19 protein-coding genes and 1 pseudogene are annotated in these 24184 nt (G+C 53.5%); 9 read left to right on the forward strand and 11 right to left on the reverse strand.

Annotated elements, in window-relative coordinates; translation table 11 throughout:
• Positions 1–88 precede the first annotated feature (88 nt).
• Positions 89–925, forward strand: coding sequence for a DUF1542 domain-containing protein (locus GP475_RS09460; RefSeq protein ID WP_187974150.1), 837 nt, complete (start codon positions 89–91; stop codon positions 923–925).
• 62 nt (positions 926–987) lie between these two features.
• Here GP475_RS09460 and GP475_RS09465 read toward each other — a convergent pair whose 3' ends face one another.
• Together GP475_RS09465 and GP475_RS09470 are read right to left on the reverse strand one after the other, a co-directional pair.
• Positions 988–1470, reverse strand: a complete 483-nt coding sequence (locus GP475_RS09465; RefSeq protein WP_187974151.1) for a ribose-5-phosphate isomerase — start codon at positions 1468–1470, stop codon at positions 988–990.
• Between the two features lie 18 nt (positions 1471–1488).
• On the reverse strand, positions 1489–2100 hold the full coding sequence (locus GP475_RS09470) for a mycothiol-dependent nitroreductase Rv2466c family protein (RefSeq protein ID WP_187974152.1): 612 nt from the start codon (positions 2098–2100) through the stop codon (positions 1489–1491).
• A gap of 104 nt (positions 2101–2204) precedes the next feature.
• On the opposite strand from GP475_RS09470, the pseudogene pepN reads away from it, so the two are divergent.
• Positions 2205–4821, forward strand: a pseudogene (pepN, locus tag GP475_RS09475) (aminopeptidase N).
• A gap of 111 nt (positions 4822–4932) precedes the next feature.
• Here the strand turns inward: pepN and GP475_RS09480 are convergent.
• The 6 genes from GP475_RS09480 to GP475_RS09505 all read right to left on the reverse strand — a co-directional run bounded on the left by GP475_RS09480 (position 4933) and on the right by GP475_RS09505 (position 11890).
• Positions 4933–5751, reverse strand: a complete 819-nt coding sequence (locus GP475_RS09480) for a GntR family transcriptional regulator (protein ID WP_187974153.1) — start codon at positions 5749–5751, stop codon at positions 4933–4935.
• A 123-nt stretch (positions 5752–5874) separates the two neighbouring features.
• Positions 5875–6612 carry a GntR family transcriptional regulator gene (locus GP475_RS09485; protein ID WP_224400647.1) on the reverse strand — a complete coding sequence of 246 codons (738 nt, stop codon included), beginning with the start codon at positions 6610–6612 and terminating at the stop codon, positions 5875–5877.
• A gap of 130 nt (positions 6613–6742) precedes the next feature.
• Positions 6743–8371, reverse strand: a complete 1629-nt coding sequence (locus tag GP475_RS09490) for a dipeptide ABC transporter ATP-binding protein (protein WP_187974155.1) — start codon at positions 8369–8371, stop codon at positions 6743–6745.
• Entirely contained in the window at positions 8371–9177 is an 807-nt protein-coding gene (locus GP475_RS09495) for an ABC transporter permease (protein ID WP_187974156.1), read from the reverse strand. Before GP475_RS09495 ends, GP475_RS09490 begins: the two co-directional genes overlap by 1 nt.
• The gene (locus GP475_RS09500) at positions 9174–10115 is read right to left on the reverse strand and encodes an ABC transporter permease (RefSeq protein ID WP_187974157.1); all 942 of its coding nucleotides are present in this window, start codon (positions 10113–10115) and stop codon (positions 9174–9176) included. The genes GP475_RS09495 and GP475_RS09500 overlap by 4 nt, the downstream gene beginning before the upstream one ends.
• Positions 10115–11890 (reverse strand): TIGR04028 family ABC transporter substrate-binding protein, encoded by a 1776-nt coding sequence (locus GP475_RS09505; RefSeq protein ID WP_224400645.1) that lies wholly within the window; start codon positions 11888–11890, stop codon positions 10115–10117. The genes GP475_RS09500 and GP475_RS09505 overlap by 1 nt, the downstream gene beginning before the upstream one ends.
• A gap of 118 nt (positions 11891–12008) precedes the next feature.
• On the opposite strand from GP475_RS09505, the gene GP475_RS09510 reads away from it, so the two are divergent.
• Positions 12009–14024, forward strand: a complete 2016-nt coding sequence (locus GP475_RS09510; RefSeq protein ID WP_187974158.1) for an FAD/NAD(P)-binding protein — start codon at positions 12009–12011, stop codon at positions 14022–14024.
• On the opposite strand, the gene GP475_RS09515 is transcribed toward GP475_RS09510, so the two are convergent.
• A complete protein-coding gene (locus GP475_RS09515) occupies positions 14021–15547 on the reverse strand; it encodes an alanine/glycine:cation symporter family protein (protein ID WP_187974159.1) in 1527 nt (508 codons plus the stop codon). The two genes, GP475_RS09510 and GP475_RS09515, sit on opposite strands and share 4 nt — an antisense overlap.
• A 217-nt stretch (positions 15548–15764) precedes the next feature.
• On the opposite strand from GP475_RS09515, the gene GP475_RS09520 reads away from it, so the two are divergent.
• The 4 genes from GP475_RS09520 (at position 15765) to amaB (ending at position 20777) form a co-directional block, all read left to right on the forward strand.
• Entirely contained in the window at positions 15765–16469 is a 705-nt protein-coding gene (locus GP475_RS09520; RefSeq protein WP_187974160.1) for a GntR family transcriptional regulator, read from the forward strand.
• A 104-nt stretch (positions 16470–16573) separates the two neighbouring features.
• A complete protein-coding gene (locus GP475_RS09525; RefSeq protein ID WP_224400643.1) occupies positions 16574–17806 on the forward strand; it encodes an NAD(P)/FAD-dependent oxidoreductase in 1233 nt (410 codons plus the stop codon).
• A gap of 12 nt (positions 17807–17818) precedes the next feature.
• The gene (hglS, locus tag GP475_RS09530) at positions 17819–19258 is read left to right on the forward strand and encodes a 2-oxoadipate dioxygenase/decarboxylase (protein WP_187974162.1); all 1440 of its coding nucleotides are present in this window, start codon (positions 17819–17821) and stop codon (positions 19256–19258) included.
• 4 nt (positions 19259–19262) lie between these two features.
• Positions 19263–20777 (forward strand): L-piperidine-6-carboxylate dehydrogenase, encoded by a 1515-nt coding sequence (gene amaB / locus GP475_RS09535; RefSeq protein WP_187974163.1) that lies wholly within the window; start codon positions 19263–19265, stop codon positions 20775–20777.
• Here amaB and GP475_RS09540 read toward each other — a convergent pair.
• The gene (locus GP475_RS09540) at positions 20774–22009 is read right to left on the reverse strand and encodes a cystathionine gamma-synthase (protein ID WP_187974164.1); all 1236 of its coding nucleotides are present in this window, start codon (positions 22007–22009) and stop codon (positions 20774–20776) included. The two genes, amaB and GP475_RS09540, sit on opposite strands and share 4 nt — an antisense overlap.
• Positions 22010–22130: 121 nt before the next feature.
• On the opposite strand from GP475_RS09540, the gene GP475_RS09545 reads away from it, so the two are divergent.
• Together GP475_RS09545 and GP475_RS09550 are read left to right on the forward strand one after the other, a co-directional pair.
• A complete protein-coding gene (locus tag GP475_RS09545; RefSeq protein ID WP_187974165.1) occupies positions 22131–23126 on the forward strand; it encodes a mechanosensitive ion channel family protein in 996 nt (331 codons plus the stop codon).
• Positions 23127–23137: 11 nt separating this feature from the next.
• A complete protein-coding gene (locus tag GP475_RS09550; RefSeq protein WP_187974166.1) occupies positions 23138–23515 on the forward strand; it encodes a globin domain-containing protein in 378 nt (125 codons plus the stop codon).
• Here GP475_RS09550 and GP475_RS09555 read toward each other — a convergent pair.
• Complete coding sequence (locus tag GP475_RS09555) at positions 23512–24180, reverse strand: hypothetical protein (protein WP_187974167.1); 669 nt, start codon at positions 24178–24180, stop codon at positions 23512–23514. The genes GP475_RS09550 and GP475_RS09555 overlap by 4 nt on opposite strands.
• Positions 24181–24184 lie beyond the last annotated feature (4 nt).

The following is a 24184-nucleotide window of genomic DNA, read 5'->3' on the forward strand; positions in this document are numbered from 1 at the left end:
GAGTCTTTCTTAGGTGAGCCGGGAACTTAGCGAACCGCTCCACCGTTACTCTTAGTAGGAAAAATCCAACCCGGGAGGAACCTAAAAAGTGGTCGCACTCATTCTCGTTGCGCTAGTGGTACTCGGTTTAGTTTTTGTACTGAGTCGAGGCACTAAGAACCAAAAGCAACAACAAACCGTTCAACTTGATGACGCCCTAGCCGATGCTCGGCGGTGGACTGAACGTCTAGGGTCGCAGGTACTTACCATGAGTGGCACCGATGCCGCCTCTACCCAAGCTATTGCCGATGCCTCGGATCGATATACCGCAGCAAATTCCCAACTAGCATCGGCGACAACGGTGCGACAGGCTGAATTAGCCCGTGAGTCAGCCCTTGAGGGATTGCACTACATGAATGCGGCACGAGAAATTATGGGGATGCCGCTGGGCCCCGAGTTACCTCCGCTGGAAGGACAACGTAACGCCGGTCGAGTAAGCGAAAAACGCACCATCGAGCACGAAGGACAGACCATTACGGCCTCGCCTTCTCCTTCTCCGGAGACTCCCAATTATTATCCCGGTGGACAAGTAGCGGGACGGCCCGTGCCGGCTGGTTGGTACTCGCAGCCGTGGTGGGCTGGTGCGCTAGCTTCCGGCATGTGGACTGCAAGTTCCGTGATGATGTTCTCTGCGCTATTCTCCGGCATGTCCGGCGTCGGTTATAGCGCCCAGGCATTCGAAAACGGCTACGGCGAGGGCTATGCCGAAGGGCTGGCAGACGCCAACGCGGACACTTCCGATATGGGAGATACCGGTGATTCCGGCGATTTCGGCGATGCTGGCGATACCGGAGACGCCGGTGGAGACGGCTTCTTCGATGGTGGTTTCTTCGACGGCGACGGAGGCGGCCTGTTCGACGGTGGCGGTTTCGACTTCGACTTCTAAGCGACACCAAAACCCGCCCTGCAGCGAGATCCTATGTCTCGTGCCGGCGGGCTTAAGGATATTTAGGTCTCTGGCGAAGACGGCACTGCCGGTGCAATCCCGGTGCGTTCATACTCGCTGAGTAAGTCAATACGACGTTGATGGCGCTCTTCTTGAGACCATTCCTGAGTAACAAAAGCATCGACAATCTTTAGCGCCTCTTTTTCAGAGTGCATCCGCCCCCCGAGGCCGATGAGTTGGGCGTTGTTATGTTCCCGAGCCAGGCACGCAGTTTCTTCAGACCAAGCTAAAGCGCAACGAGCACCTGGCACCTTATTCGCGGCAATTTGCTCCCCATTTCCAGAACCACCCAATACGATGCCCAGTGATCCTGGGTCATTCACCGTACGGCTAGCGGCCTCAATACAAAATGGGGGGTAGTCATCCTGGGCATCGTATTCATACGCACCGCAATCAATCACCTCATGCCCTTTGGCCTGGAGGTGATCCTTGATGACGTTTTTCAACTCAAATCCAGCGTGGTCAGCTCCCAGATAAATTCGCATAGCTGAGAGTGTAGTGCTTTAGGTCGCATCTCCGCCGACTTGGGGCCGCTCGGTTCTCGTCCGTTTAATTTCAAAGAAGTAGGGGTATTGCGCTAACCGAACTGCCGCATCGAAAATCTCGCCGGCTTCTTCTCCCCGAGGCACCCGGGTAATCACCGGCCCGAAGAAAGCGGTTTCTCCCAGTTGCAGCACCGGAGTTCCCACTTCATCCCCCACCGCATCCATTGCTCCTTGATGATAGTTCCGCAGACTCTGATCAATAGCGCCGCCTTCTGCATACTGCGCAAACTCTGCCGGTAATTCGACTTCCTCAAGCACCTGGGGAATCAAGGAATCAAACTCTCGATTCCCCTCCTCATGAATATGAGTACCAAATGCGGTATAAAGAGCGTCGAGTTTTTCCGGCTCATGCTCTGCAACCGCAGCACAGATCCGTGCTGGCGCCCATGCTAATTCCATGAGCTTTAGGTAGTCTTCCGGGAGGTCACGGCCTTCGTTCAACACGCTAAGAGACATGGGAATCCACTGAATTTCCACATCTCGTACCTTCTCAACCTCTTTCATCCAGCGTGAAGTTTGCCAGGCAAATGGGCAGGTCACGTCAAACCAGAATTTCACGGTCTTGGTCATCAATTTTCTCCTTCCATTTCCAATGTTTCCTACTCTATCGGGACTAGCCTTGAAGTCATTGGTTCTCAAGCCATCTCGGTGGACTTTTTCTTCAAGGAGTTTCGATGAGTTCTATCAACCTCACTCGTCAGGAAGCCGAGCATCGCTCTCGGATTGTGCATCCCCAGCACTACGACATTCATCTGGATTTCAGTGATGCATCTAACCTGGATAATCCCTATTTCGAGTCCATCAGTACAGTGGTATTTGACGTTAGGGAACCCGGTTCTACGTTCATTGACCTGCGGGCCCATAAGGTTAATGAAGTTCGCCTAGATGGCAAGGATATTCGTTCTTCTGCATAACTCTTGGACCACAGGGTTACTGCTCTCAGGAGGGAATAAAACTCACCAATCTACGTCCTGGCCGGCATACTCTGCGGGTAGTTGCTCAATGCCAGTATTCCCGCACCGGCGAGGGACTTCACCGCTTCCGTGACCCTGTTGACCAGCGAACCTACCTGTATTCCCAGTGCGCAACGGCAGATGCTAAAAGGATTTTTGCGTGCTTTGATCAGCCGGATCTCAAAGCTACTTATCAGATTTCCGTCGAAGCCCCTTCGCATTGGTCCGTGATTTCCAACGCACCACAGCACAGTCACCGCATTGATGACTGTATCTCGCACTTCACCTCCCAGATGCACATCCCCCTCCCCACCTATCTAGTGGCAATTTGCGCAGGTCCTTACGTCGGAATTCGGGATGCTTGGCGCGGGACCCTCCGCCACCACTCCGAGACGCCCACGGACCAACCAACTGAGCTGAGCGTACCCCTGGGTATTTATGTCCGACGTTCCCTGGCTCAGTCTCTTGACCCAGAGCAGATTTTCACCATCACCCGCCAAGGCTTCGATTTCTATCACCAACACTTCGGCATGGCCTACCCCTTCGGCAAATATGACCAAGTTTTTGTCCCTGAATTCAATGCCGGCGCCATGGAGAATGCTGGTTGCGTCACCCTTCGCGATGACTATGTTTTTACTTCTCCGCCAAGCCCTGATGAGCAAGAAAGCCGGGCCAATACTATTTTGCATGAACTAGCACACATGTGGTTTGGGGATTTAGTCACCATGCGCTGGTGGGATGATCTCTGGCTTAATGAATCCTTTGCTACCTGGGCAGCGACGTGGTGCCAAGCAGAGGCTACCGATTACGCCAATGCCTGGGTAACTTTCACCAACGCGGAAAAGGCCTGGGCCTATAGACAAGACCAACTTCCCTCAACTCATCCGGTCTTTGGTCCCGCAGAGGATATTGATGCTGTTGAGCAAAACTTCGACGGCATCACCTACGCTAAGGGAGCTAGTCTGCTAAAACAGCTCCAGGTCTATGTGGGAAGAAAACATTTCCTAGCGGGAATCCGGCGCCATTTTGCGTCCCATGCTTTTTCTACTGCCACTTTCGATGATCTACTTGCTGCCTTAAGCCACACCAGCGGCCGGGATCTTTCGACCTGGGCCCAAGAATGGCTCTGCACCACGGGAATAACCACCCTTACTCCCCGATTCACGATCAAAGACGGTCGTTATAGTAGCTTTAGCATCGAGCAAAGTCGGGCACTCCCCGGCAATAGTGCTCCGCGTAGTCACCGCACTGCAGTGGGGTTGTATCGTCGGACCAAAGGGCCCTTGAACGCAGTAGCTGCATTGAGCTCGACGTCAACGGCGAGTCAACCGATGTCCCTGAGCTCATGGGCACTCCCGCTGCTGATCTTATCCTTCTCAATGAAGGTGACCTCAGCTATTGCCGAGTTGGGCTAGATGAGAAATCCCAGAAAGTCATGCTGGCTTATGCCCATGAATGTCCCGATCCCATGATCCGAACTCTTTGTTGGTCTATAGCCTGGGAAGATACCCGGCACGGGGATCTACCGGCCCGAGAATTTATCCGCTTCGTCGCCCGAGGCGTAACTACCGAAAGCGAAACAGCGGTCATAGGTTCTGTCCTTGCTCAGGCCACCCAGGCACTGAACTATTACGCTTCCCCCGACTGGGCAGCTAAGGAAGGTATTGCACTGCTGAATGAGGTGCTCATTCGCGGCGGCAAAGATCCGGACCCACAGCGCGCCTTGCTCTTCCGCAAGGCTCTATGCCACGCTCCGCTGAGTCATCACGGTATCACCTACGTGCAGGAGTTGCTCCAGGCATCCGACAGCGAAGACAATAAGGAACTCCAGTGGGCTGCGCTGACCGCGTTGATTTCACATCAGGCGGTACGAGGTCCTCGGGAGATTAACGAGGTTATAGAAAAGCTTCTGCGTCAGGACCCCACTGCCACAGGAAAGTTATCTGCTCTGCGTGCTCGGGCCGCTCAGCCAGACGTCGAAACGAAGCAATGGGTAGCGCATCGCCTCCTAGCTGGAGAGGGAACTAATCTGGAAATCCGTTATTTATCGCACGGGTTGATCTGGCCGGGTGGGCGTACTGCTCAAGAATCTAGAAACAGCCTCAATGATCTGTTTTTCCGCGAAGCCCTCAGACTATGGAACCGCAGTAGCATGTGGGTGGCAATCGCTACGCTGACAGCGCTATTCCCTAGCTGGGATCCCCGGCCTGAGGTTCTTGAACAGTCCGACGAGCTGCTAGCTCAGGACCTTCCGGGCGGATTAAGAAGGCTCATCGTGGAGGAACGTGAGAAAGTACGTCTTGCGATTCACCTTAGGGAACGAGACCGCGAACAATAACACCACCTCCTGGACTAAACCCACACAGAGGTGGAGTTATGCATAATGCTCAGATAAGAAGAAACCCCCACACAGCAGTGGAGGTTCTTCTTGAGGGGATAATCAACAGGATTATTTCAGCCTTGTTTCGTCGAGCCCCCCCCCCGTGGATTTTTCATTCCTCAACTCAATCATGACCACATCAGAGCGCAGCAAAATCTCGAGCACATAAGCTGGCTTGTCATCGAAGCCAAAACCAACCCGATTAATACTTAATAGCGGCATATTTGCTGCTAGGTTGAGTTCCTTACGGTCTGTAGCGGAAGGAACTGAAATGGCAATATTGGCTCGCGCCCGGCCGGTGCACTCCTCCAAATGAGGCAACACGAATTTCGCGGGGTCATGGCTTGCTAACTCAGGAAATAGATCCACCGGGCAATAGGCTTGAACAATTGCTGCTGGAGTACCGTCGAGGCTCAGCCGCTGTCGGAAGACAAAAGTTTTCCTGGAACTTGGTTTGGGGGCGTCGGTCCACTCACTGTTGGCGGAATACTCCACCTTCTCTCCCAATTGCTCGGCTATCACGGGATTTAGTGGCACCATAGCAGAATCAAGATTTTCAATCTCAATGCTATGCCCAGCCTCACGCAGAGCAGTTACACCAGCAGCCAAATCCAGAAGTTCCACGACTGGGGGTTGCTGGCGAACAAAAGTACCCCCAGTTCGACCGCGCCGGCGCTCAATTAGACCTTCCATCTGCAATAGGTCTAAAGCATGACGTAAGGTCATGCGCGCTACCCCAAAATGCTCCACCAATAGCCGCTCAGCGGGAAGCTTATCTCCTGGTCTTAGCTCGTGTGACCGAATAGCCTCACGCAGTTTATCGGAGATCTCCACGTAGGCAGGTTGACCAGACGCGTAGTTACTATCCACTAGTTCCTCTTTAATCATGTTTGGCAGATTTCTCCTGGGTGCTTCCAGTGTAACTACACATAAAGAAGAATTGTTAACTTTACTAGCTGGGCAAACATAAAGGTATTATCTGTTTTGCAAAGCACATCACCTATTTAGCCTCTAGGCCTTAATCTTTTCATTGCTCACATGCACTGTCATCACATCTGAACGAAGTACGGTGGTTAAGCAATAAGTAGGTTTATCATCGAGCCCGAAGCCAATTCGGTCCACGCAAATGAGCGGAACATTCGAAAGCACCTCTAGTAATTTCCGGTCTTCTCCATTGGCTGCAGACAAAGTAATCATGGCGGTTGTTCGGCTAGTTCGTGGCTCCAGATAAGGAGCAATAAAATCACCACGATCTTTTGTGCCTAGCTCTTCAAAGAAGTCCACCGGGCAATAGGCTCGCATCACGGCCGCAGGAATGCCGTTGAGCAGGAAGCGCTGTTGCACCTGATAGATCTGAGGCGGATTGCGCGGATCTGGAACTTCAAGGCGCTCGGCGATTCCGCGGTTAGCCCGTTCTATCGAAAAGGTCAGCGGTTCAACAGTGACCTCATGCCCCGCCGCGATGAGTTTCTCAACGCTATGTGACAAGGTGAGAAGTTCTACTGCTGGAGGCTGCTGACGTACGAAAGTTCCACCCGACCGGCCCCGTTTCCGATCAATAAGCCCCTCCAATTGCAAAATATCGAGCGCGTGGCGCACGGTCATGCGCGCTACCCCAAAATGCTCCACCAACACTCGCTCTGCAGGCAGCTGATCTCCCGCCTTGAGAGTTCGGTTGTTTATTGCTTCACGCAATGAATCCGCAATTTCTACGTAGGCAGGTTGACCTGCATCTCCGATAGTTGGCACGGCACCGTCCTCACATGATGTGCTCAATGAATTCTGAGGCAAAACTCCAACATCGTCCATGACAACGATGTCGGATGAATTTCCTATAGGTCCATCGCCCAGAAAGAATCCACTGTTACATATCGCCTCATTAGAGTCCTAGGTTGAGCGCCCCTTCGCGGTATCGCCGGCCCGGAATAGCCTCAATTAACGTCTTGGTGTACTCCGTAGCAGGTTCTCCGAAAATTTGCTGAGTAGGCCCGCTTTCTACTTGTCTCCCCCGCTGGAGGACAGAGACCGAATCCGAAATTGCTCGGACCACAGCAAGATCATGAGAGATGAAAATATAGGTTAAATTGAGCTCCTGCTGGAGGTGATCTAAGAGCTTCAGGATTTGGGACTGCACTGTCACATCAAGAGCAGAAACCGCTTCATCTAAAACCACAAGCTCCGGTTCCACAACAAGAGCTCGCGCAATTGCAACCCGTTGTCGCTGCCCACCCGAGAGCTCCCCTGGACGTCGCTGAGCCAAATCTGGGTTTAATGAGACGAGCTCAAGTGCCTCTTTAACCTTGCGATCTCGCTCTTGTGCGGTCAACGAGAAGTAGTTACCTAAAGGCTCAGCGATACTTTTGCCAATACTCCATCGAGGATCCAGCGAAGCCCAGGGATTTTGATAGACCAGCTGAACCGTACGTCGAAACTCTTTTACAGCTTTCCCCGTGGGAACTTCTTCACCATTCACCAACACCTGTCCGCTAGTAGGTTTAATAAAACCAGCAATGCTACGACCGGTTGTTGTTTTCCCAGACCCAGATTCTCCTACCAGAGCATGAGTACTCCCCCGTGCTACCTGAAAACTTATGTCATCAATGGCGTGGAAATCCCCGAACTGGTGACTGAGGTTTCGTACCTCCACAATGGGATCAGAATCCACTGGTGTCCGACGGCGGTACTCCGTATGTAAAGACGGAGCATCGGCTAAAAGCCGTCGTGAATAAGGATGCCGAGGATCCGCTAATACCTGTGCTGCGTGTCCAGATTCCCGAACTTCACCGCGTTCCATGACCACAACCCGGTCGGCCCGATCACCAGCCACGGCAAGATCATGGGTTATCAACAAAATCCCGGTGTCTTTCCGCATATCATCCAACAAATCCAGTATTTTCTTCTGAACAGTCACATCCAACGCAGAAGTTGGTTCATCCGCAATAATTAAATCCGGTTCCAAAGCCAACGCCGCAGCAATAAGAACCCGCTGCTTCATCCCTCCACTTAATTCATGGGGATATTGCTGAGCTCGCCGCTCCGGATCATCAATTCCTACCTTGTCCAATAGGTCCAGGACTTTTTCTCGGCGAGCACGACGTGAGCTCATCTTGTGAGCAAGTGAGCGCCGATGGATTCCCAATCCTTCGGCAACGGAGTCTCCTATGGTCTTTACCGGGTTGAGGGAGTTACCCGGGTCCTGCGGGATAAGTCCAACGGTGAGCCCGCGAACCTTTTGCCACTGCTGTTCGCGGTAAGTGCTGACGTTGGTTCCAGCAAGGGTAATGGTGCCAGAGACCTGAGCATGTGCCGGCAATAATCCGATGGCAGCTTGTGCTGTCGTGGATTTCCCAGAGCCGGACTCCCCCACGATGGCTGTCATATGTCCACGAGAAACCTCAAGGTGGACACCACTAACTGCAGGAACAGTTCCGCGCGACGTCTGATAGCTGACATTGAGATCCTCTAAGTACAGCAAGGGGGCAGCGGGGGTGGAATCAGGGGAATGCATTAATTAGCCTCCTTCTGCAGGAACTGAGAAAGATAGTTACTTGCCAGCACCACGGCAATGATGACGAAACCGGGAAGCACTGTCAGCCACCAGGACGTCGCTATGTAGTCCCGAGCATCAGCAATGAGCAGTCCCCACTCTGGGGTGGGGGGTGGAGCACCGTAACCTAAGAACCCGAGGGTAGCTAGCTGCAAAATTGCAGAACCGCATTGCATTGCGGCCAAAGCAAGAACCGGGGTGAGAGAGTTGGGAAGAATGTGCCCGATGAGGACAGCAAGAGGAGAACTTCCACTTGCGTAGGATGCTTCGACAAACTCCGATCGCGCCACGGAGATCACCTGGGACCGAGCCAAACGAGTAAAAGTTGCCACCGAGGTCACTCCCACCGCAATAGCGGCATTGGTGGTCCCAAAGCCAAGGATGATGATCACCGAAAGACTCAGCAGTAGAGCGGGAATAGACAGCAGCACATCGACGATTCTCATGATGACGGCATCGGCGCGCGTGGTTCCGGCGATCAGCCCCAGGATAGTTCCAGCCACAATTCCAATAGTGACGGCAAGAGCTGCCCCGATGAGGGATTCCCGGGTTCCGTAGATCACTCGGGAATAGACGTCGCGACCTACCGAATCAGTGCCAAACCAGTTGTCTTTGGAGGGGGGAAGCAAGGGCTCAAAAGTTCCCGAAATGGGATCAAGGCGAGTAAAAATATGAGGGAAAAGTGCAGCTAGGAGAGCTAAAGCTAGAATTCCTAAGGCCACGACAACGCCGGGATAGTGAGATATTCGACGCACAGTCTGGTTCATGATCGAGCCTTTCGACGCAGACGAGGATCAAGGACTGGATAGAGCAGATCCACGATGAGATTGATGATCACGTAGGTGGTGGCAGCAATGATGACCACGGCAAGAAGAACGGGGGTATCACGATTCGCAACAGCATTGACCGTGAGGTGGCCTATCCCGGCGCGACCGAAAACAGCTTCGGTGACAACCGCTCCGCCGACGAGTTCTCCGAAGAGGAGTCCAGCCATGGTGAGGGTGGGGAGTAAGGCGTTGCGGAAAATATTGCGGCTGAAAATCCACCATCGTGAAGCCCCGCGAGAACGCACCACGCTGATAAAGGGCTGCTGTGCGGTGTCTTCGATGGAGCGAAGAAAAATCTGGGTCAACGGTGCGGCTATGGGGATGGAAAGGGTGAAGGCCGGCAAGATCAGGGATTGCCACCGGGTGGGCTGGATGACGGGGATCCATCCCAGTTGGAAGGAGACGACTTGGATGATGATGACACCGATCCAGAAACTTGGTAGGGAGACCATGATGCCCGGCAGGGTGTTGATGAATGACCTCAGCCAGGGGGAGGAAGGGACGGTGGCGAGAACCGCTAAGACAGCGGTGAGGAGGATTGCCAGAAGAAACGCAGCTAATGCCAAACCTATGGTGCCTGGCAATGCCTCGCGGATCATGCTCGATACTGCGGTTCCCGTTTGTACTGAGTATCCGAAGTCGCCTCGGATAAACCCCCATAGTGAGATGAAAAATTGGAGGATAAGAGGCCGATCAACTCCATATTCCTGGCGAATAGCTGCGATTTCCTCGGCACTTAGACCTAACTCTGGGGAGGCAAATCGCGCCATGACAGCATCGGAGGGCAAAGCTGATAGCAAAATAAAAGCCAAGGCGTAGGTCACCAACAGCACGAGGAGAGCTTGGCCGCAGCGCTGGAGTACCGTTGCAAAAGACATTAGGAGTTCTCCTTCGTGGTGTTTGCTGGGGGCTGGGTCTCGTCCGGGGCGCCTAGCCATACGTCATAAAAACTTGGCCGCCCGATAGCTTCCGCGTGGAATCCGTGGACATAGGGTTGGTATCCATAGACCACTGGTTCTTCAAAGAGCGGCAAAACATAGGCTTGGCTAGTTAAGTAGTCTTGGATTTCCCCGGAAATCTGGTTTCGTTGGGAAGGATCGACGGTGGCCGTGACTTTTTCTAGCAAATCCTGCAGATGTTGATCTGGTGGTGCCACCTCTGCTGGATTAAGCCCAGTGTGCGGGTCGATGGCGTCCACATCGCTGGCTTTATTTAAGAAGGTATTGCGTTCGGCAGTTCCGTATTGGGATTTGATGACGTCATTATCGGCGCGGCCAACCATGGTGTGCCGGATTTCGATTTTCCCTAAATCCTTAGAGTCAGCATTTTGAGTAGTTTGGTCACCGGGGTTTAGCTTCAGTTCTACGCCAATCCGTCGCAGATGTTCTTGGGCCTTGGTAATCAATTCTTTTGAGCGAGGCTGCGGTAACGCCTCATTGACTGTGAAACTCAGCCTGCGTCCATCACGTTGCCGTATCCCATCAGGACCAGGTTCCCAACCGGCTTGATTCAAAAGAGCACTGGAGAGCTCGGGGTCATAGGCAAAGGCATCAGCTGGCTGTGCTTTATACCCCGAAGCGGTCGTGGCCAGGGAGGATGTCGCCAGAGGGTAGGAATCAGAGTAGAGAGTATGGATAATCTCTTCCCGATCTATTCCGTGCATCAGGGCCTGCCGTACGCGAATATCCTGCAATAGGGGGTGGCGGAAACGGAAAGCTAATTGATTAGTCACGCCGTTAGTCCCGTGCGCCAGAATTTCTAATCCTGAGTCTTTGAGATGCTTTTCCTCCGGGGCTTCGATTTGCCGGGCGATATCAGCCTGACCGGCAACCAGTCCCCCGATCCGCACGGACTGTTCGCTGGCCAAAATATAGTTGATTTTTTCCAAATAAGCTGGCCCTTGGTGGGCTAGGACAGAGGGCGCCCAGCGATAATCTTTCCGCGCGGTCAACACCAACCGACTGCCAAGGTCTTCCTCACTAATCACGAAAGGCCCAGACCCAATGACTTTGGTGGCGCTGCCTGGAGCGAAGTCCGTGTCGCTTCCGTCGAGCGTGGAGTTTGCGACGAGGCCCGCATTGTAGCTACTGGTGGCCTGTGCAAACCCAGGTGCGGGTGCAGAGAAGTGAAACTTCACCGTTAAGGGGTCAATAACTTCGCCACCACGGTAGTTAGAGATCTGCTCTGAACTCGTTAAATGCCGTGACTTATCCCCTTTGGCATAGAGCTCAATATTGCGCAGAACATTCTCGGCATCAACGGGGGTACCGTCGGAATAACTTACTCCTGGACGCAACCGAAAAGTGTATTCAGTGGCATCCTCATTAACCTCCGGAAGTTCTTTGGCTATCCATGGATGCAGCTCTAAGGTGTCCGGGTCCTGGTAGAGCAGCCGGTCACAAATGTTGTTTATCACCGCACCATTGGGATAAAACCCAGCGCTTGGGGGATAGAGGGAGTTGAAGAACTGAGGTTCCAGGTAGGTTAGTTCCTGCTTATTTAGGTCCGACGCTGACTTCGCTGCTGGCTGTCCCAGGTGTCCCCCATAGCCACATCCTGTGAGAAGACATAAGACGCACAGCATCATCACCCCAGTTATGCGGCGCGATGATAGGGGTCTTAGCTTCTCACAGATGCGCAAACCAGCGTTCATCTTCTTCTCCTTTGGGTGCCTGGGATAGCTTCCCGATAGATTAACAGACAGCTTAGTTTAACTATAATAGACATACCGGTCTATTTAGCTTGTAGGTGGGGCGCTACACTGATACACCATGACCGAACAAATCCACAGCATCGCCCTCATCGGACTAGGCCCCCGCGGAGTTAGCCTGTGCGAACGATTAGCACAATTAAGCCAAGAAACTGCTGAACACAATCCCCCCGGTTCCCCATCGAAGCAGATTAAACTTCATCTCATTGATGATGCCCCTGCCGGGGCCGGAAGAATCTGGGATCCGGAGCAAACTCCGACGTTATGCATGAATACCCTCGCCCATGCAGTGACATTGTTCCCGGAAGAAAATAGCGGGATCAAGGGGGGAATTCTGCCTGGTCCCACGTTGCATGAATGGATTCGTTTAATCATTGCCCCAGATGACGGCGTCGATGATATTGCTAGTGAAAAACGAGAAACCTTCTTTTCTTTCCCTCCGGATAAGAATAAATATCAGCGATTCTGGTCGGAAATGGAGAACACTCAGCCAGAGTCCCATCCGTCGAGGGCACTCTATGGGGCCTATATTCGCTGGTGCCTCGATGTCGCACTCGCCCGGTTAGACAAGTCAGTCCACGTGATATTCCACCAAGCCCGTGCACAAGAAATCCAGCGTTGCGGTAGCCGCGATACGATTCATCTCGATAATGGCGTAAAGATTCAGGCCGATAGTACGGTGCTCGCCCCTGGATGGCTGCGCCCTGGACTAAACATCGCCGAACAAGAATTAGCTCAAGCCGTAAAAACCCACCCTTCATTGGTGTGGATTCGCCCAGATAATCCCGTCGAACAACCCTTAGATGCCGTACCTGATTCCGCCCCGGTGCTCGTCCGCGGTCTAGGGATGGGATTTTTCGATGTGATGGCACTATTAACTCTCGATCGCGGCGGAGAGTTCATTCCCGACGCCCATTCTCGCTCCGGATTGCGATATCTCCCCAGTTCTCGCGAGCCGCATTTTCTTATTAGCAGTCACCGCGGATACCCCTACTTACCCAAATCCGAGTACCACTCTCTTCCTCCACGAGCGGCGATTCCCCGGCTGAGGAAATTAGGCCGACGTCTTCGACCACAGTATCCCGGTCACGAGACCCCTACCCCGGCAAGCATAGATTTCCGTCGAACTATTTGGCCAGCAATTATTCGCGACAGCTACGAGGCTTATTATCAGACTCTAGCTCGGGTTAGACCTGAGGCGTTTAAGGGATCCGACCACACCAGTCTCATTCACGCTCTTGATCATGCTCCTGATGAAGATCTTCTGGAGCAAGCCGCTGAGCTTGCCCAAGAGTTCCTCGCTCAGCCTGAGGATCGGTTTGATCTGCGGGAATTCTTAGATCCTTTGCCCGGCACTTTTAGTAGCCCAGAAGCGTTGGGGGAGCACATCGCCCACCGCATGAGTTGCGATATTCACGAAGCGGTATTGGCCCGAGATTCTGCGCTGAAAGCTGGGCTGTGGTCTATTAGCGCCTCGCGAAAGCCAGCCAGTATCATCGGGGCCGAAGGTGCCTATACCCTGGATTCTCGGCCTACTCTTAGCGCTTTTATGTCCTTGGGACAAATGGTGGGATCCGGCCCCCCGTTATTTCGAACCCGTCAGCTTTTAGCTCTATATGATGCGGGTTTTGTCACCTTCTTGGGAGCTGAGCCACAACTAAGCGTGGTTGATGATGATCGCGAACCTCGCTGGCGGATAAAAACCAGATCCCTTCCCCATGATCACGCCGAGGCCACCACGCTTATTGACGCCTGGATGCATCAACCCACTATTGCGCGTCCCCATGACCAGGACCCGTTATTGCCGAGCCTGGAACACCAAGGGCGGCTTCGCCCTTTTCACTACCACACCGCCGCGGGAGAACACCTGACTACCGGGTCTCCGGAAGTAGACCGCTATACCCGACGGCTGATTCATCCCGATGGGAATATTGATCCCAGCGTCCACCTGGTTGGGATACCCACCTACGCCCAAATGCCTGACACCACTATCTCCCCTATCCCGAATTCCCGGTCCCTCATGCTCCAAGAAACCTCCGCCGCAGCATGGAGTGTGTGGCAACAGATCCACCCCTAGGCTTGTTGCTTAGGCATCGGGTTCCCCAGTAGCGTGGAACGTTCCTCCTTGGGAACCGGGGTGATTCTCCCGTCCCGAACCCCCTCCCGATAATTCTTAATTTCTGCGCGAATAGCGGGTCCCAACAGGTAAAGACCTACCAAGTTGGGGACAGCGACAAGGAAGAATAAGGCGTCGGAAAACCGAGTGACGGTTTCCAAGGACACCGCCGCGCCGACTACCACCATGATGAGGTAAAACGCATCATAAATGTGTTCGGCTACTCGGTTATTGCCGAACACAAATCCAGCGGCTTTCTTGCCATAGTAGGAATAAGACAGCACCGTGGAGAATCCGAATAACAAAATACAGATGGACAACACAATGGGGAACAAGGAGTGAACGGTAGCGAAGGCTTCAGTGGTGAGAGTGATTCCATCGCTATCAGAGTTGCGGTAGGTTCCGGTCACGATGATGGCCAAGGCAGTAAGAGTACACACCACCACCGAGTCGATAAAAGGCTCCCACGCCGCCACTAACCCCTCTTCTGCTGGTTTGTGGTTTTTTGTGGTGGAGTGGGCAAAACCTGCGGTACCGACCCCGGCGACGTTAGAAAACACCGCTCGTTGAATACCGATGATGGCTACCCCGATGACCCCGCCGGTGACTCCTTTGCCGGTAAAGGCGCTGGTGAAGATGGTCGAGAAAGCAGCAGGTAATTCCGTGACATGGATAACGAGGATCACTAGAACGGCGACGGCGTAGAGCACCGACATCACTGGAACAAGACGCGACGTCCAGTTAGCGATGGACTGTAAACCACCCAGCACGACGACGGCGGTAACTGCCGCCAATACCAAGCCGATGAGCCAACCGTTGTGTCCTAGCCAGCCATTTTTGGTGCCGGTGACGTCAATAATGTGCATGGCAATTTGGTTGGATTGGAAGATGTTTCCGGCGCCCATCGCCGCGAACATGAAGCAGAAGCCGTAGAAAAACCCGAGGAATTTTCCGGTCTTTGGTTTTCCGATGAATGCTAAACCATCGGTGAGGTAATACATGGGCCCGCCAGAGATACTGTTGTCGCTGTTGACTCGACGAAACATCTGGGAGGCAGTAGCTTCTACCAGCTTGAGACTCATTCCTAGAATGCCGGCGATGATAATCCACATGGAGGCGCCGGGACCACCGATGCTGATGGCTACTGCTACGCCGGCGATGTTACCGAGACCGATGGTTCCGGCGAGTTCGGTGGCCATTGCTTGGAAACTGGTGACTTCTCCGGCATCGTGGTGCCGGCTCATATGTCCGCGGACAATGCGGACTGTTTGCATTGCGTCGCGGATGGGGCGAACTTTCATCCACAGCGTCATGATTATGCCCGCTAAAAAGAGCCAGAGCACCACGACGGGAAGTTGTGCGTTTCCGATGGGGATTGAGAAGAACACCACCTTTTCGAGGACGTCAACGAAGGGTCCAAAAACTCCTTGGATTGCTTTGTCGACTGCTCCGGATTGGGCAGCAAGTATGTAGGTATCTGACATAGGATTCTCCTAACGGTGTGTGAGAATTCACAAAAGAAGCCACGCTCACACATCTAGCAGTGATCTACAACACATATTACGTTATCGATTACTGACAAGTGGGCTTTTTGAAGAAAATTTTCCAAGTCAGAGCACAGCAGTTAGAATAGAGTGTGGAAAATGTGGCAACTACCGGGGAAAACACAAAAGTGTATCGGTAATACATAGGCCTAGAATCATGAAAGTAGTTGAGGACGTCACGGTGGAACCGAGGAAATGGGCAACACCCATTAGTATTAACCCCTCTCGTCGTCCCTCCCTCAAGGAGGACAGCGAACAGCTTATTAGGCGACTGCTCGTCAGCGGGGATATGCGTCCGGGACAACTCTATTCCGCCAATAGTCTTGCTTCTCAACTGGGAATTTCCAATAGCCCAGTACGCGAGGCCATGCTGTCACTCAGCGCCGAGGGACTATTAGAACCGGTGCGCAATCGTGGGTTCCGGGTAGTGGAAATGACCCCTAAAGATCGTCAGGAAGTCTACGATTTGCGTCGCCTCATTGAGGTAGAGGCGGTGCGACGTGCAGCATCTCGCCACCTCACCAAAGATGAGGCCAACACCCTCACCGAGTTGGCGCATCATGCTCTTGATCTTCTCCCCGATACCCCTGGGGGTGATTTAATCCCCTACCTTGATGCAGATAATGATTTCCACTGTTATCTGGTTGGTCTCATCGGAAATACGCGCTGGTCAGATATGGTTCGTATCCTTCGAGACCAGTCTCGGATTAACGGCGCCTACCGACATTTAGGACACCAAGAACGAGACCGGGCGAGCGCTGAGGAGCATATTGACATTGCCCACGCTGTCATTCGGGGCGATGCAGTTTTGGCTGCAGATTTGATGGTCCGGCACCTAGATTATGCTCGCCCGCAAAGTTAAATATTCCTTCTCCCACAAAAAACTTGGCTTTTTTAGTGACACGGAACACTTTTCTGTTTAGAGTAATCGATAACTGATAACTCGTTATGGGAAAGGAGCCGGTCGTGTTTGAACTTCCTCCTACCTGTGGCACCACAGTAAGTCTGGACATGAGCACCGCTGACCATCTTCCTCAGTCAGCTGAGGTGGTCATCATCGGCGGTGGTGTCATGGGGTTAAGCGTGGCCCACTACCTTGCAGAACGCGGCGTTGGCCAAGACCATCAAGGAAACTACAGCGGCATTGTCCTGCTCGAAAGAGACACCTTGGGCAGCGGTTCTTCCGCTAAACCACTGGGCGGAGTGAGAGCTAATTTCTCTGACCCAGCCAACATTATCTTGGGGCAGCGGTCACTCAAGGTTTATGAAAACTTTCACCGTGATTTTGGCGTCGATATCCACCTGAACAAAGTAGGTTATCTCTTCTTGGCTCGTACCGAGGAAGAGCGACAGGCGCTAGATCAATCTGCTGAATCCCAGCGCCTATTAGGAATTGATGCTCGATCTCTGGACCCGCATGAGGCTCAAAAAGTTAACCCCTTTCTCAAGGCGGAGGCTTTAACTGGAGCGTGCTATACCCCCAATGATGGACATGCGGCTCCAGCAGCAGTTGTGGAGGGTTTACGTCGAGCACTCGATGAGCGCGGCGTGTGTATGTGTGACCGCACCGAAGTTCTCGATATTGAACGCACCGCTCAAGGGATAACGTCAGTAACAACTAGCCGCGGGGAGATTCGCACCGAAACAGTCGTGTGCGCCGCGGGGGCGTGGAGTAAAAGAATTGGAGAGATGGCTGGAGTAGATCTCCCCGTCGAACCTACCCGACGCATGATCGGGTTGACTCCTCAACAATCCACACCTCCGCCGCGGATTCCTTTTACCTTGGATCTCTCCACCACCTTCTATTTCCACAACTATGGCCGGGGCTTGCTATTGGGAATTTCTCACGCCGCTGAACCTGGCTTTTGCCGGGAATACTCCAATGAGTGGCTCAAAGAATTCAATGCGGCAGCCTCAATCATCGCACCTGAGCTGGAAAATCCCTCTCTCGCAGGTGGCTGGGCCGGATTCTATGAAAACACCCCGGATCACAACGCTCTCATTGGTGCATCATTAACAGTTCCTGGGTTCTTCTACATCACCGGTTTTTCTGGACATGGTTTCCTCCAAGCTCCAGCCGCTGGTGAATTGCTTGCTGACATCATCACCAACCGCACTCCTTTTATGGATCCCACTCCCTTTTCTGCCACTCGATTTTCCGGGCTTGGCAGCCCCTGGAATGAACTCAACATTATCTAAGAGGTCCTCATCATGACGAGTACACAACGCCTTGCCCGCTGGGAACTGCGCGCCGCCTTTGCTCAGCGACTATCCCAGATGTATGGGGAAGAAGTCCCGGCTTATACCACCTTGGTAGAAGTCTCTGAGGCGGTCAACCGGGATTACCAACAAACCCACCCAGAACTAGCGGAACACCTTGGCAGCATCTCTCGTGTCACGGCGGAACGCCACGGAGCTATCCGCGTAGGAACACCCCAGGAGCTCACTGACGTTGCACGAGTTTTTGCTGCTTTCGGTATGTATCCAGTCGGATTTTATGATTTACGGGACGCGGCAGCCAGCTCAGTCCCGGTGGTTTCGACGGCATTTCGCCCCATCGACGCCGAGGAGCTAGCCCGAAATCCATTCCGAGTCTTTACTTCCATGCTCACCGTAGATGATCCTCGGTTCTTCTCCCCGGATCTCCAGCAAAGGCTAGAGGCGTTCTTAGCCCAACGGACACTCTTCCCCGAAGAACTCCTTCTTCTCGCCGATAAGGCTGACCGAGAAGATGGTCTGGGAGAACCTGAGGCTAGCCGTCTCCTTGAGTTAGCTACGGCCTCCTTTAAGCTCTCAGATGATCCGGTAGATGAATCCTGGTATCGAGAGCTGGAACAGATCTCTGCGGTAGCTGCCGATATTGGAGGTGTTACCACCACCCATATCAACCACCTCACCCCACGCGTCCTTGACATTGATGACCTCTACGCACGGATGGAACAACGTGGGATCACCATGATTGATGAAGTCCAGGGGCCACCCGGCTGGGACGGCCCAGATATTTTACTTCGGCAAACATCCTTCCGCGCCCTGGATGAACAACGAGTCTTCCGCTTTCCTGATGGTAGTACCGGCCCAGGTACGCTGCGGGTTCGGTTCGGCGAGGTAGAGCAACGCGGGATAGCTCTCACCCCGGCAGGTCGTGATATCTATGACCGGATGGTTGCTGAAACTGATCAGCTGCTTCATGAAGAACCCGGTGCACCAAGGGCTGAGATTGCCCGGCGCGTTTGGCAAAAACACATTCCGACAACGGAGAAAGAGCTCGACGAACAGGGGTTGGGATATTTCACCTATGAGCTCGCTGCTAGTCCGGAGGACATCCGGCACCAGCTAAGCGGCGGTCCGGAAGGCGTCGAACTTCAAGAGTTGATTGACCGCGGATTGCTGCGGGCAACCCCTATTGTTTATGAGGACTTTCTGCCTCGATCCGCGGCCGGGATTTTCCAATCAAACCTCACCGGGGAAGGAACTAGGGATAACAGCCATGAAGCGGCACGGTACGACGCTGCCGCTTTGTCCACCATGATCGGTCGTGAACTTGCTGAACCAACCGAACTCTATGCAGCGCAGCGAGCCCAGTCTTTAGCTGACTGCGCCGAGGCGCTGGGCCAACCCATTATTGATTACCCCTCACACTTGAAAGGATAAGACTGTGACTACTTCTCTTCGCGATTCTGTGCTATCTGCTCTCCAGGCTTGCGGCGTGGATACCACAATCCTGGATCACGGTGATCTGCGCACGCGCACCCCGATTACCGGTGAAGAACTCTTCACCCTGCCGGCAGATTCCACAGAGAGCGTGGATCAGGCTATTAGCAAGGCTCACGAGGCATTTCTTCACTGGCGAGAGGTTCCGGCGCCGGAGCGCGGCAACGTGGTGCGCCGCTGGGGAGAGTTACTCCGTGAACACAAACGCGATTTAGCCATTTTAGTGCAGTCCGATGCTGCAAAAACCCTGTCCGAAGCCGAGGGTGAAGTCCAAGAGATGGTGGACATTTGCGAATTCGCGGTAGGGCAATCACGGATGTTGTACGGCAAGACCATGCCTTCCGAACGGCCCGGACACCGGCTCATGGAAACCTGGCACCCGCTCGGCGTGATCGGGGTAATCTCCGCCTTCAATTTCCCGGTAGCAGTGTTTTCCTGGAATACCGCCCTGGCTCTTGTCTGCGGCAACACCGTGGTGTGGAAACCGTCCGAGCTGAGTTTACTTTCCGCTCTTGGCGCCCATGCTCTTCTTGCCCAGGCGGTAACTGATTGCGGACAGCCAGCAGATATTCACCACATTGTCCTTGGCGAACGAGCAGTAGGTGAACAAATCGTCGATGACCCACGGGTGGCTCTCATTTCAGCTACTGGCTCTACCCGGATGGGACACGAAGTAGCTCCTCGAGTCGCTGCCCGTTTTGGCCGCTACCTCTTAGAACTAGGGGGGAATAACGCTGCCATCGTAAGCCCCAGCGCAGATCAAGATTTAGCGTTGCGCGGGGTTGTTTTTGCCGCTGCTGGTACTGCTGGTCAGCGCTGTACTACGATGCGTCGGCTCATCATCCATGAATCCATTGCCGAGGAGTTCACCGAGAAGCTAGTCAAGGCCTACCGCACATTGACGATCGGTGACCCGCGAGACGAGGGTGTCTTGGTGGGACCTCTCGTCCACCACACCGCGTTTGAGAATATGCAAGAAGCACTCCGCCAAGCTGAAGCCGAAGGTGGTGAGATTCTATGCGGGGGTAAGCGAGTGATGGCAGAAGAGATGCCCGAGGCCTTCTATGTTGAACCTGCCATTGTGCGGATGCCGAGCCAAAGCGCCACGGTGCACCAAGAAACATTTGCCCCGATCCTCTACATCCTCACCTACCGAGATTTCGGGGATGCTCTCGACCTTCATAATGACGTTCCTCAAGGACTATCTTCTGCTATTTTCACTGCTGATCAAACAGAAGCAGAGATTTTCCTCTCCGCTCGCGGTTCTGACTGCGGAATTGCCAATGTCAATATCGGTACCTCCGGCGCAGAGATTGGTGGAGCTTTTGGTGGAGAAAAGGAAACTGGTGGGGGCCGGGAGTCAGGATCTGACGCCTGGAAGGCTTATATGCGTCGGGCTACCAACACCGTGAACTACTCTGGTGAGCTGCCGCTAGCGCAAGGAGTCAAGTTCCTTTAAGCCGTTGAGGGATGAGGCAGTCCGGCTAGCGCGTGGACAAGGTCTGCTCGAAGGTCTTCCTCATCCTCAAGACCGATAGAAAGACGCACCAAGTCCGCTGGAATCTCCAAAGGAGAACCCGAGGCTGACTGGTGCGTCATTGTCGCTGGGTGTTCTACGAGAGACTCCACTCCCCCCAGGGATTCCGCAAGAGAAATCAGTTGGGTCCGGGTGCAGAACTCCTCAGCTGCTGTGGAGGAGTAAAACCGCACCGATATGACCGCACCAAAGGCCCGCATTTGACGTCGCGCAATCTCATGGCCCGGATGCTGCGCTAGACCGGGGTAGAGGACCTCTTTAACCTGTGGTTGATGAGACAGAAATTCAGCAAGGGCATGGGCGTTGTGACAGTGTTGCCGCATCCGAACAGCGAGAGTTTTAATTCCTCGATAAGCCAAATAGGCATCAAAAGGACCGGGCACTGCTCCCACCCCGCCTTGGAGAAATAGCAACTCGTTGTCAATATCTTTATCATTGGTCACCACCACTCCGCCCACGACATCGGAATGGCCTCCTAAGTATTTTGTGGTGGAATGAACAACGACATCAGCGCCTAGGTTAAGCGGCTGTTGAAGGTAAGGGCTGGCAAAGGTATTGTCCACAATGAGTTTGGCCGGATGGTTTTTAATTAGTTGCGCTATAGCGGAGATGTCGCTGATCCCCAACAAGGGATTTGTGGGGCTTTCTAGCCAGATCAATCGAGTATTATCGACCAACGCTGCCGACACCTGTGATAAATCACTCGTATCAACAATGCTGTAATCGACACCCCATTCTTTGAAGGTGGTATCGATGAGTCGGAAGGTTCCGCCATACGCGTCCGAACCTAAAATGAGATGGTCTCCAGGCTTAAGCAAAACCCGCAGAATTGTGTCTGTGGCGGCCATCCCCGAAGAAAAGGCGCGGCCAAAATTTCCGCCCTCTAAAGACGCCACCGCGTTTTCCAGTGCACTCACCGTAGGGTTTCCACAACGTGAATACTCATAACCACCCCTGAGCTGGGCCAAACCATCTTGTTGATAGGTGGTAGAAGCATAGATCGGAACGTTGATAGCACCGGTTAACGCGTCGGGCTGATACCCCGCGTGAATACTCCGGGTCGCAAACCCTAAAGGGGATGTGGTTGCCGATAGTCGGTGAGCCCGACGTGCGGCCGTTCCAGCATCAGCGCGACAGTCATGGGAATCAGTCATGATGGCAGCATACTAGACAAAGCTGTTCATAACAAGTGAACTGGTTTGACACCAACTTTCGAGAACTTCACAGCCGAAAGTTAGGGATTATTCCGGGAAAACAGCTACACTCTGGCCCCGTATGACTAACTCACTACAAACAACGACAAGTAATACGGTAGAAACAGTAACCAACTGGTGGCAAGACCCCACCGTCCAAGAATGGCTGATTAACCGGCCCATTCGACTTGCCGTGGGATTCTGCGCCGCCGTGGTGATCCACGTCATCCTGCGTCGGCTAATTGACAAAGCCGCGCAGCACAATATCGAGTCCAAAGACAAACAGTCGAAATTCTCCCGGAAACGACGCAATAAAAATGAGCTTCCCGCAGAAGCTAGGGCACTAGATCGCACCCAGCTACAGCGCCGCAAATCCCGAATCCGCACTCTCGCCAACGTCGGGAAATCAGCCGTCGCTATCGTGGTGTGGACCTGGTTTGTGCTGCACGTCCTCGACCTCATCGGCATTAATATCGCTCCGCTTATTGCCTCAGCCGGAGTAGTTGGCGTTGCTCTGGGTTTCGGTGCTCAATCTCTCGTCAAAGACTTCATCAGCGGTATTTTCATGTTGATCGAAGATCAATACGGAGTAGGTGACACCATCGACGTCGGCGATGGAATTATCGGTGATGTTGAAGAGGTCTCCCTCAGGCTGACCACTATCCGAGACATTGATGGAACCCTCTGGTATGTCCGCAACGGCGAAATCATGCGGGTGGGTAACTTCTCCGATGAGTACTCTATTGCTCGCCTCCAAATTCCCGTAGGCCTGTCTAATGATCCCGAACAGGCCTGGGAGGTCATCCAAGACTCGGTACGCCGCTGGGTCAACGATAAAAAGATCAGAGAAAGCATCATTGGCGAACCAGAGATGAAAGGTGTCTCTGATTTCGAGATAGATCACCTGTCTTACCGGATCCAACTTCGTACCCTGCCCGGACACCAGTGGGATGTTCAACGATTCCTCCAAGGCAAAGTCCTTAACGATATGACTGCCGCCGGAGTAAGCACCCCCTATCCCCACGGAATTGGGGCCTGGCACCCCACGATGGCGAAGAAAGAAGAAATTGAAAGCTAAAATCTGAGGGCATGGATTCCCTCTACCACCGACTCGGCGACGAGGCTTTTGAACGCCTGGTCGCCGGTTTTTATGCTCGGGTAAAAAACGACGACATCCTCTCCCCGATGTACCCCCATGATGATTGGGAGGGTGCGCAATGGCGTCTCCGCGCCTTTTTAACGCAATATTGGGGTGGCCCCAAGGATTATTCCCTGCAACGAGGACACCCTCGACTCAGAATGCGTCACGCTCAATTCCCTATCGATCACGCAGCTGCGTCCCGATGGTTAGAGCTCATGGAAGCCTCCTTGAGTGATATTGAGGAAGCTATCATTTCTGACGCGGATCGAGCTGCTCTCCGTGACCACTGGCAGCGAGCTGCAGCAATGCTCATTAACAAATTTTAAAGAATCCCTAAAGCCGTCGAGTGATACACCGTCCCGTAGGGGGCATCTACCCGAACCCACCGACCGGCAGTAGAGATCCGCAAGTGACGAGGGATGGTTGAGGGTGCCTCAAAACCGGGGACTAAGCCTAGGTTGGTGCAGGCAAAAATCATGCGCATTGGGACGTGAACTTGGCTATCTCCGTAATCAATGCTTAAGACTGATTGACGAAGGAGACTATCCGGGGGACCTAATGGGCCAGAGAATTGGCGGGCCAAGGATTTCCCCTCATCGGATAGTTTTCTAACCACCTTGACCGGCACCTCCTCGACGAGCTCAAAATCACTCTTGGGGGGCAACGCTCCTGGCCAGAAGGGGTCCTGAGCTGGACCAGCATTAAGACGCTGCGGAGCAAGTGGCACCGGGTGGCTAGGGTCATGACCGACCACATCGTCGAGAGCTGCTAAGAGGTTCCGAGCTGTCACTACTGCCCCATCGCGTTGACACGTACCCTCAGCGCGTCGAGAGGCGAAAACCTGAAACGGGGTGCTGAGGAAAACTTCCACCGTGTGTGGATCAAATTGTCTTACTCGCGCCAAAGCGGTGGCATCGAGCCCGCAAGCGCGTCCCACCAGGGTACGCAACCCACGAATTCCGTTACCTACCTCGAGTTCTTCGGTGAGCACCTCA

The organism is Corynebacterium poyangense, from assembly GCF_014522205.1.
Taxonomy (GTDB): Bacteria; Actinomycetota; Actinomycetes; order Mycobacteriales; family Mycobacteriaceae; genus Corynebacterium; species Corynebacterium poyangense.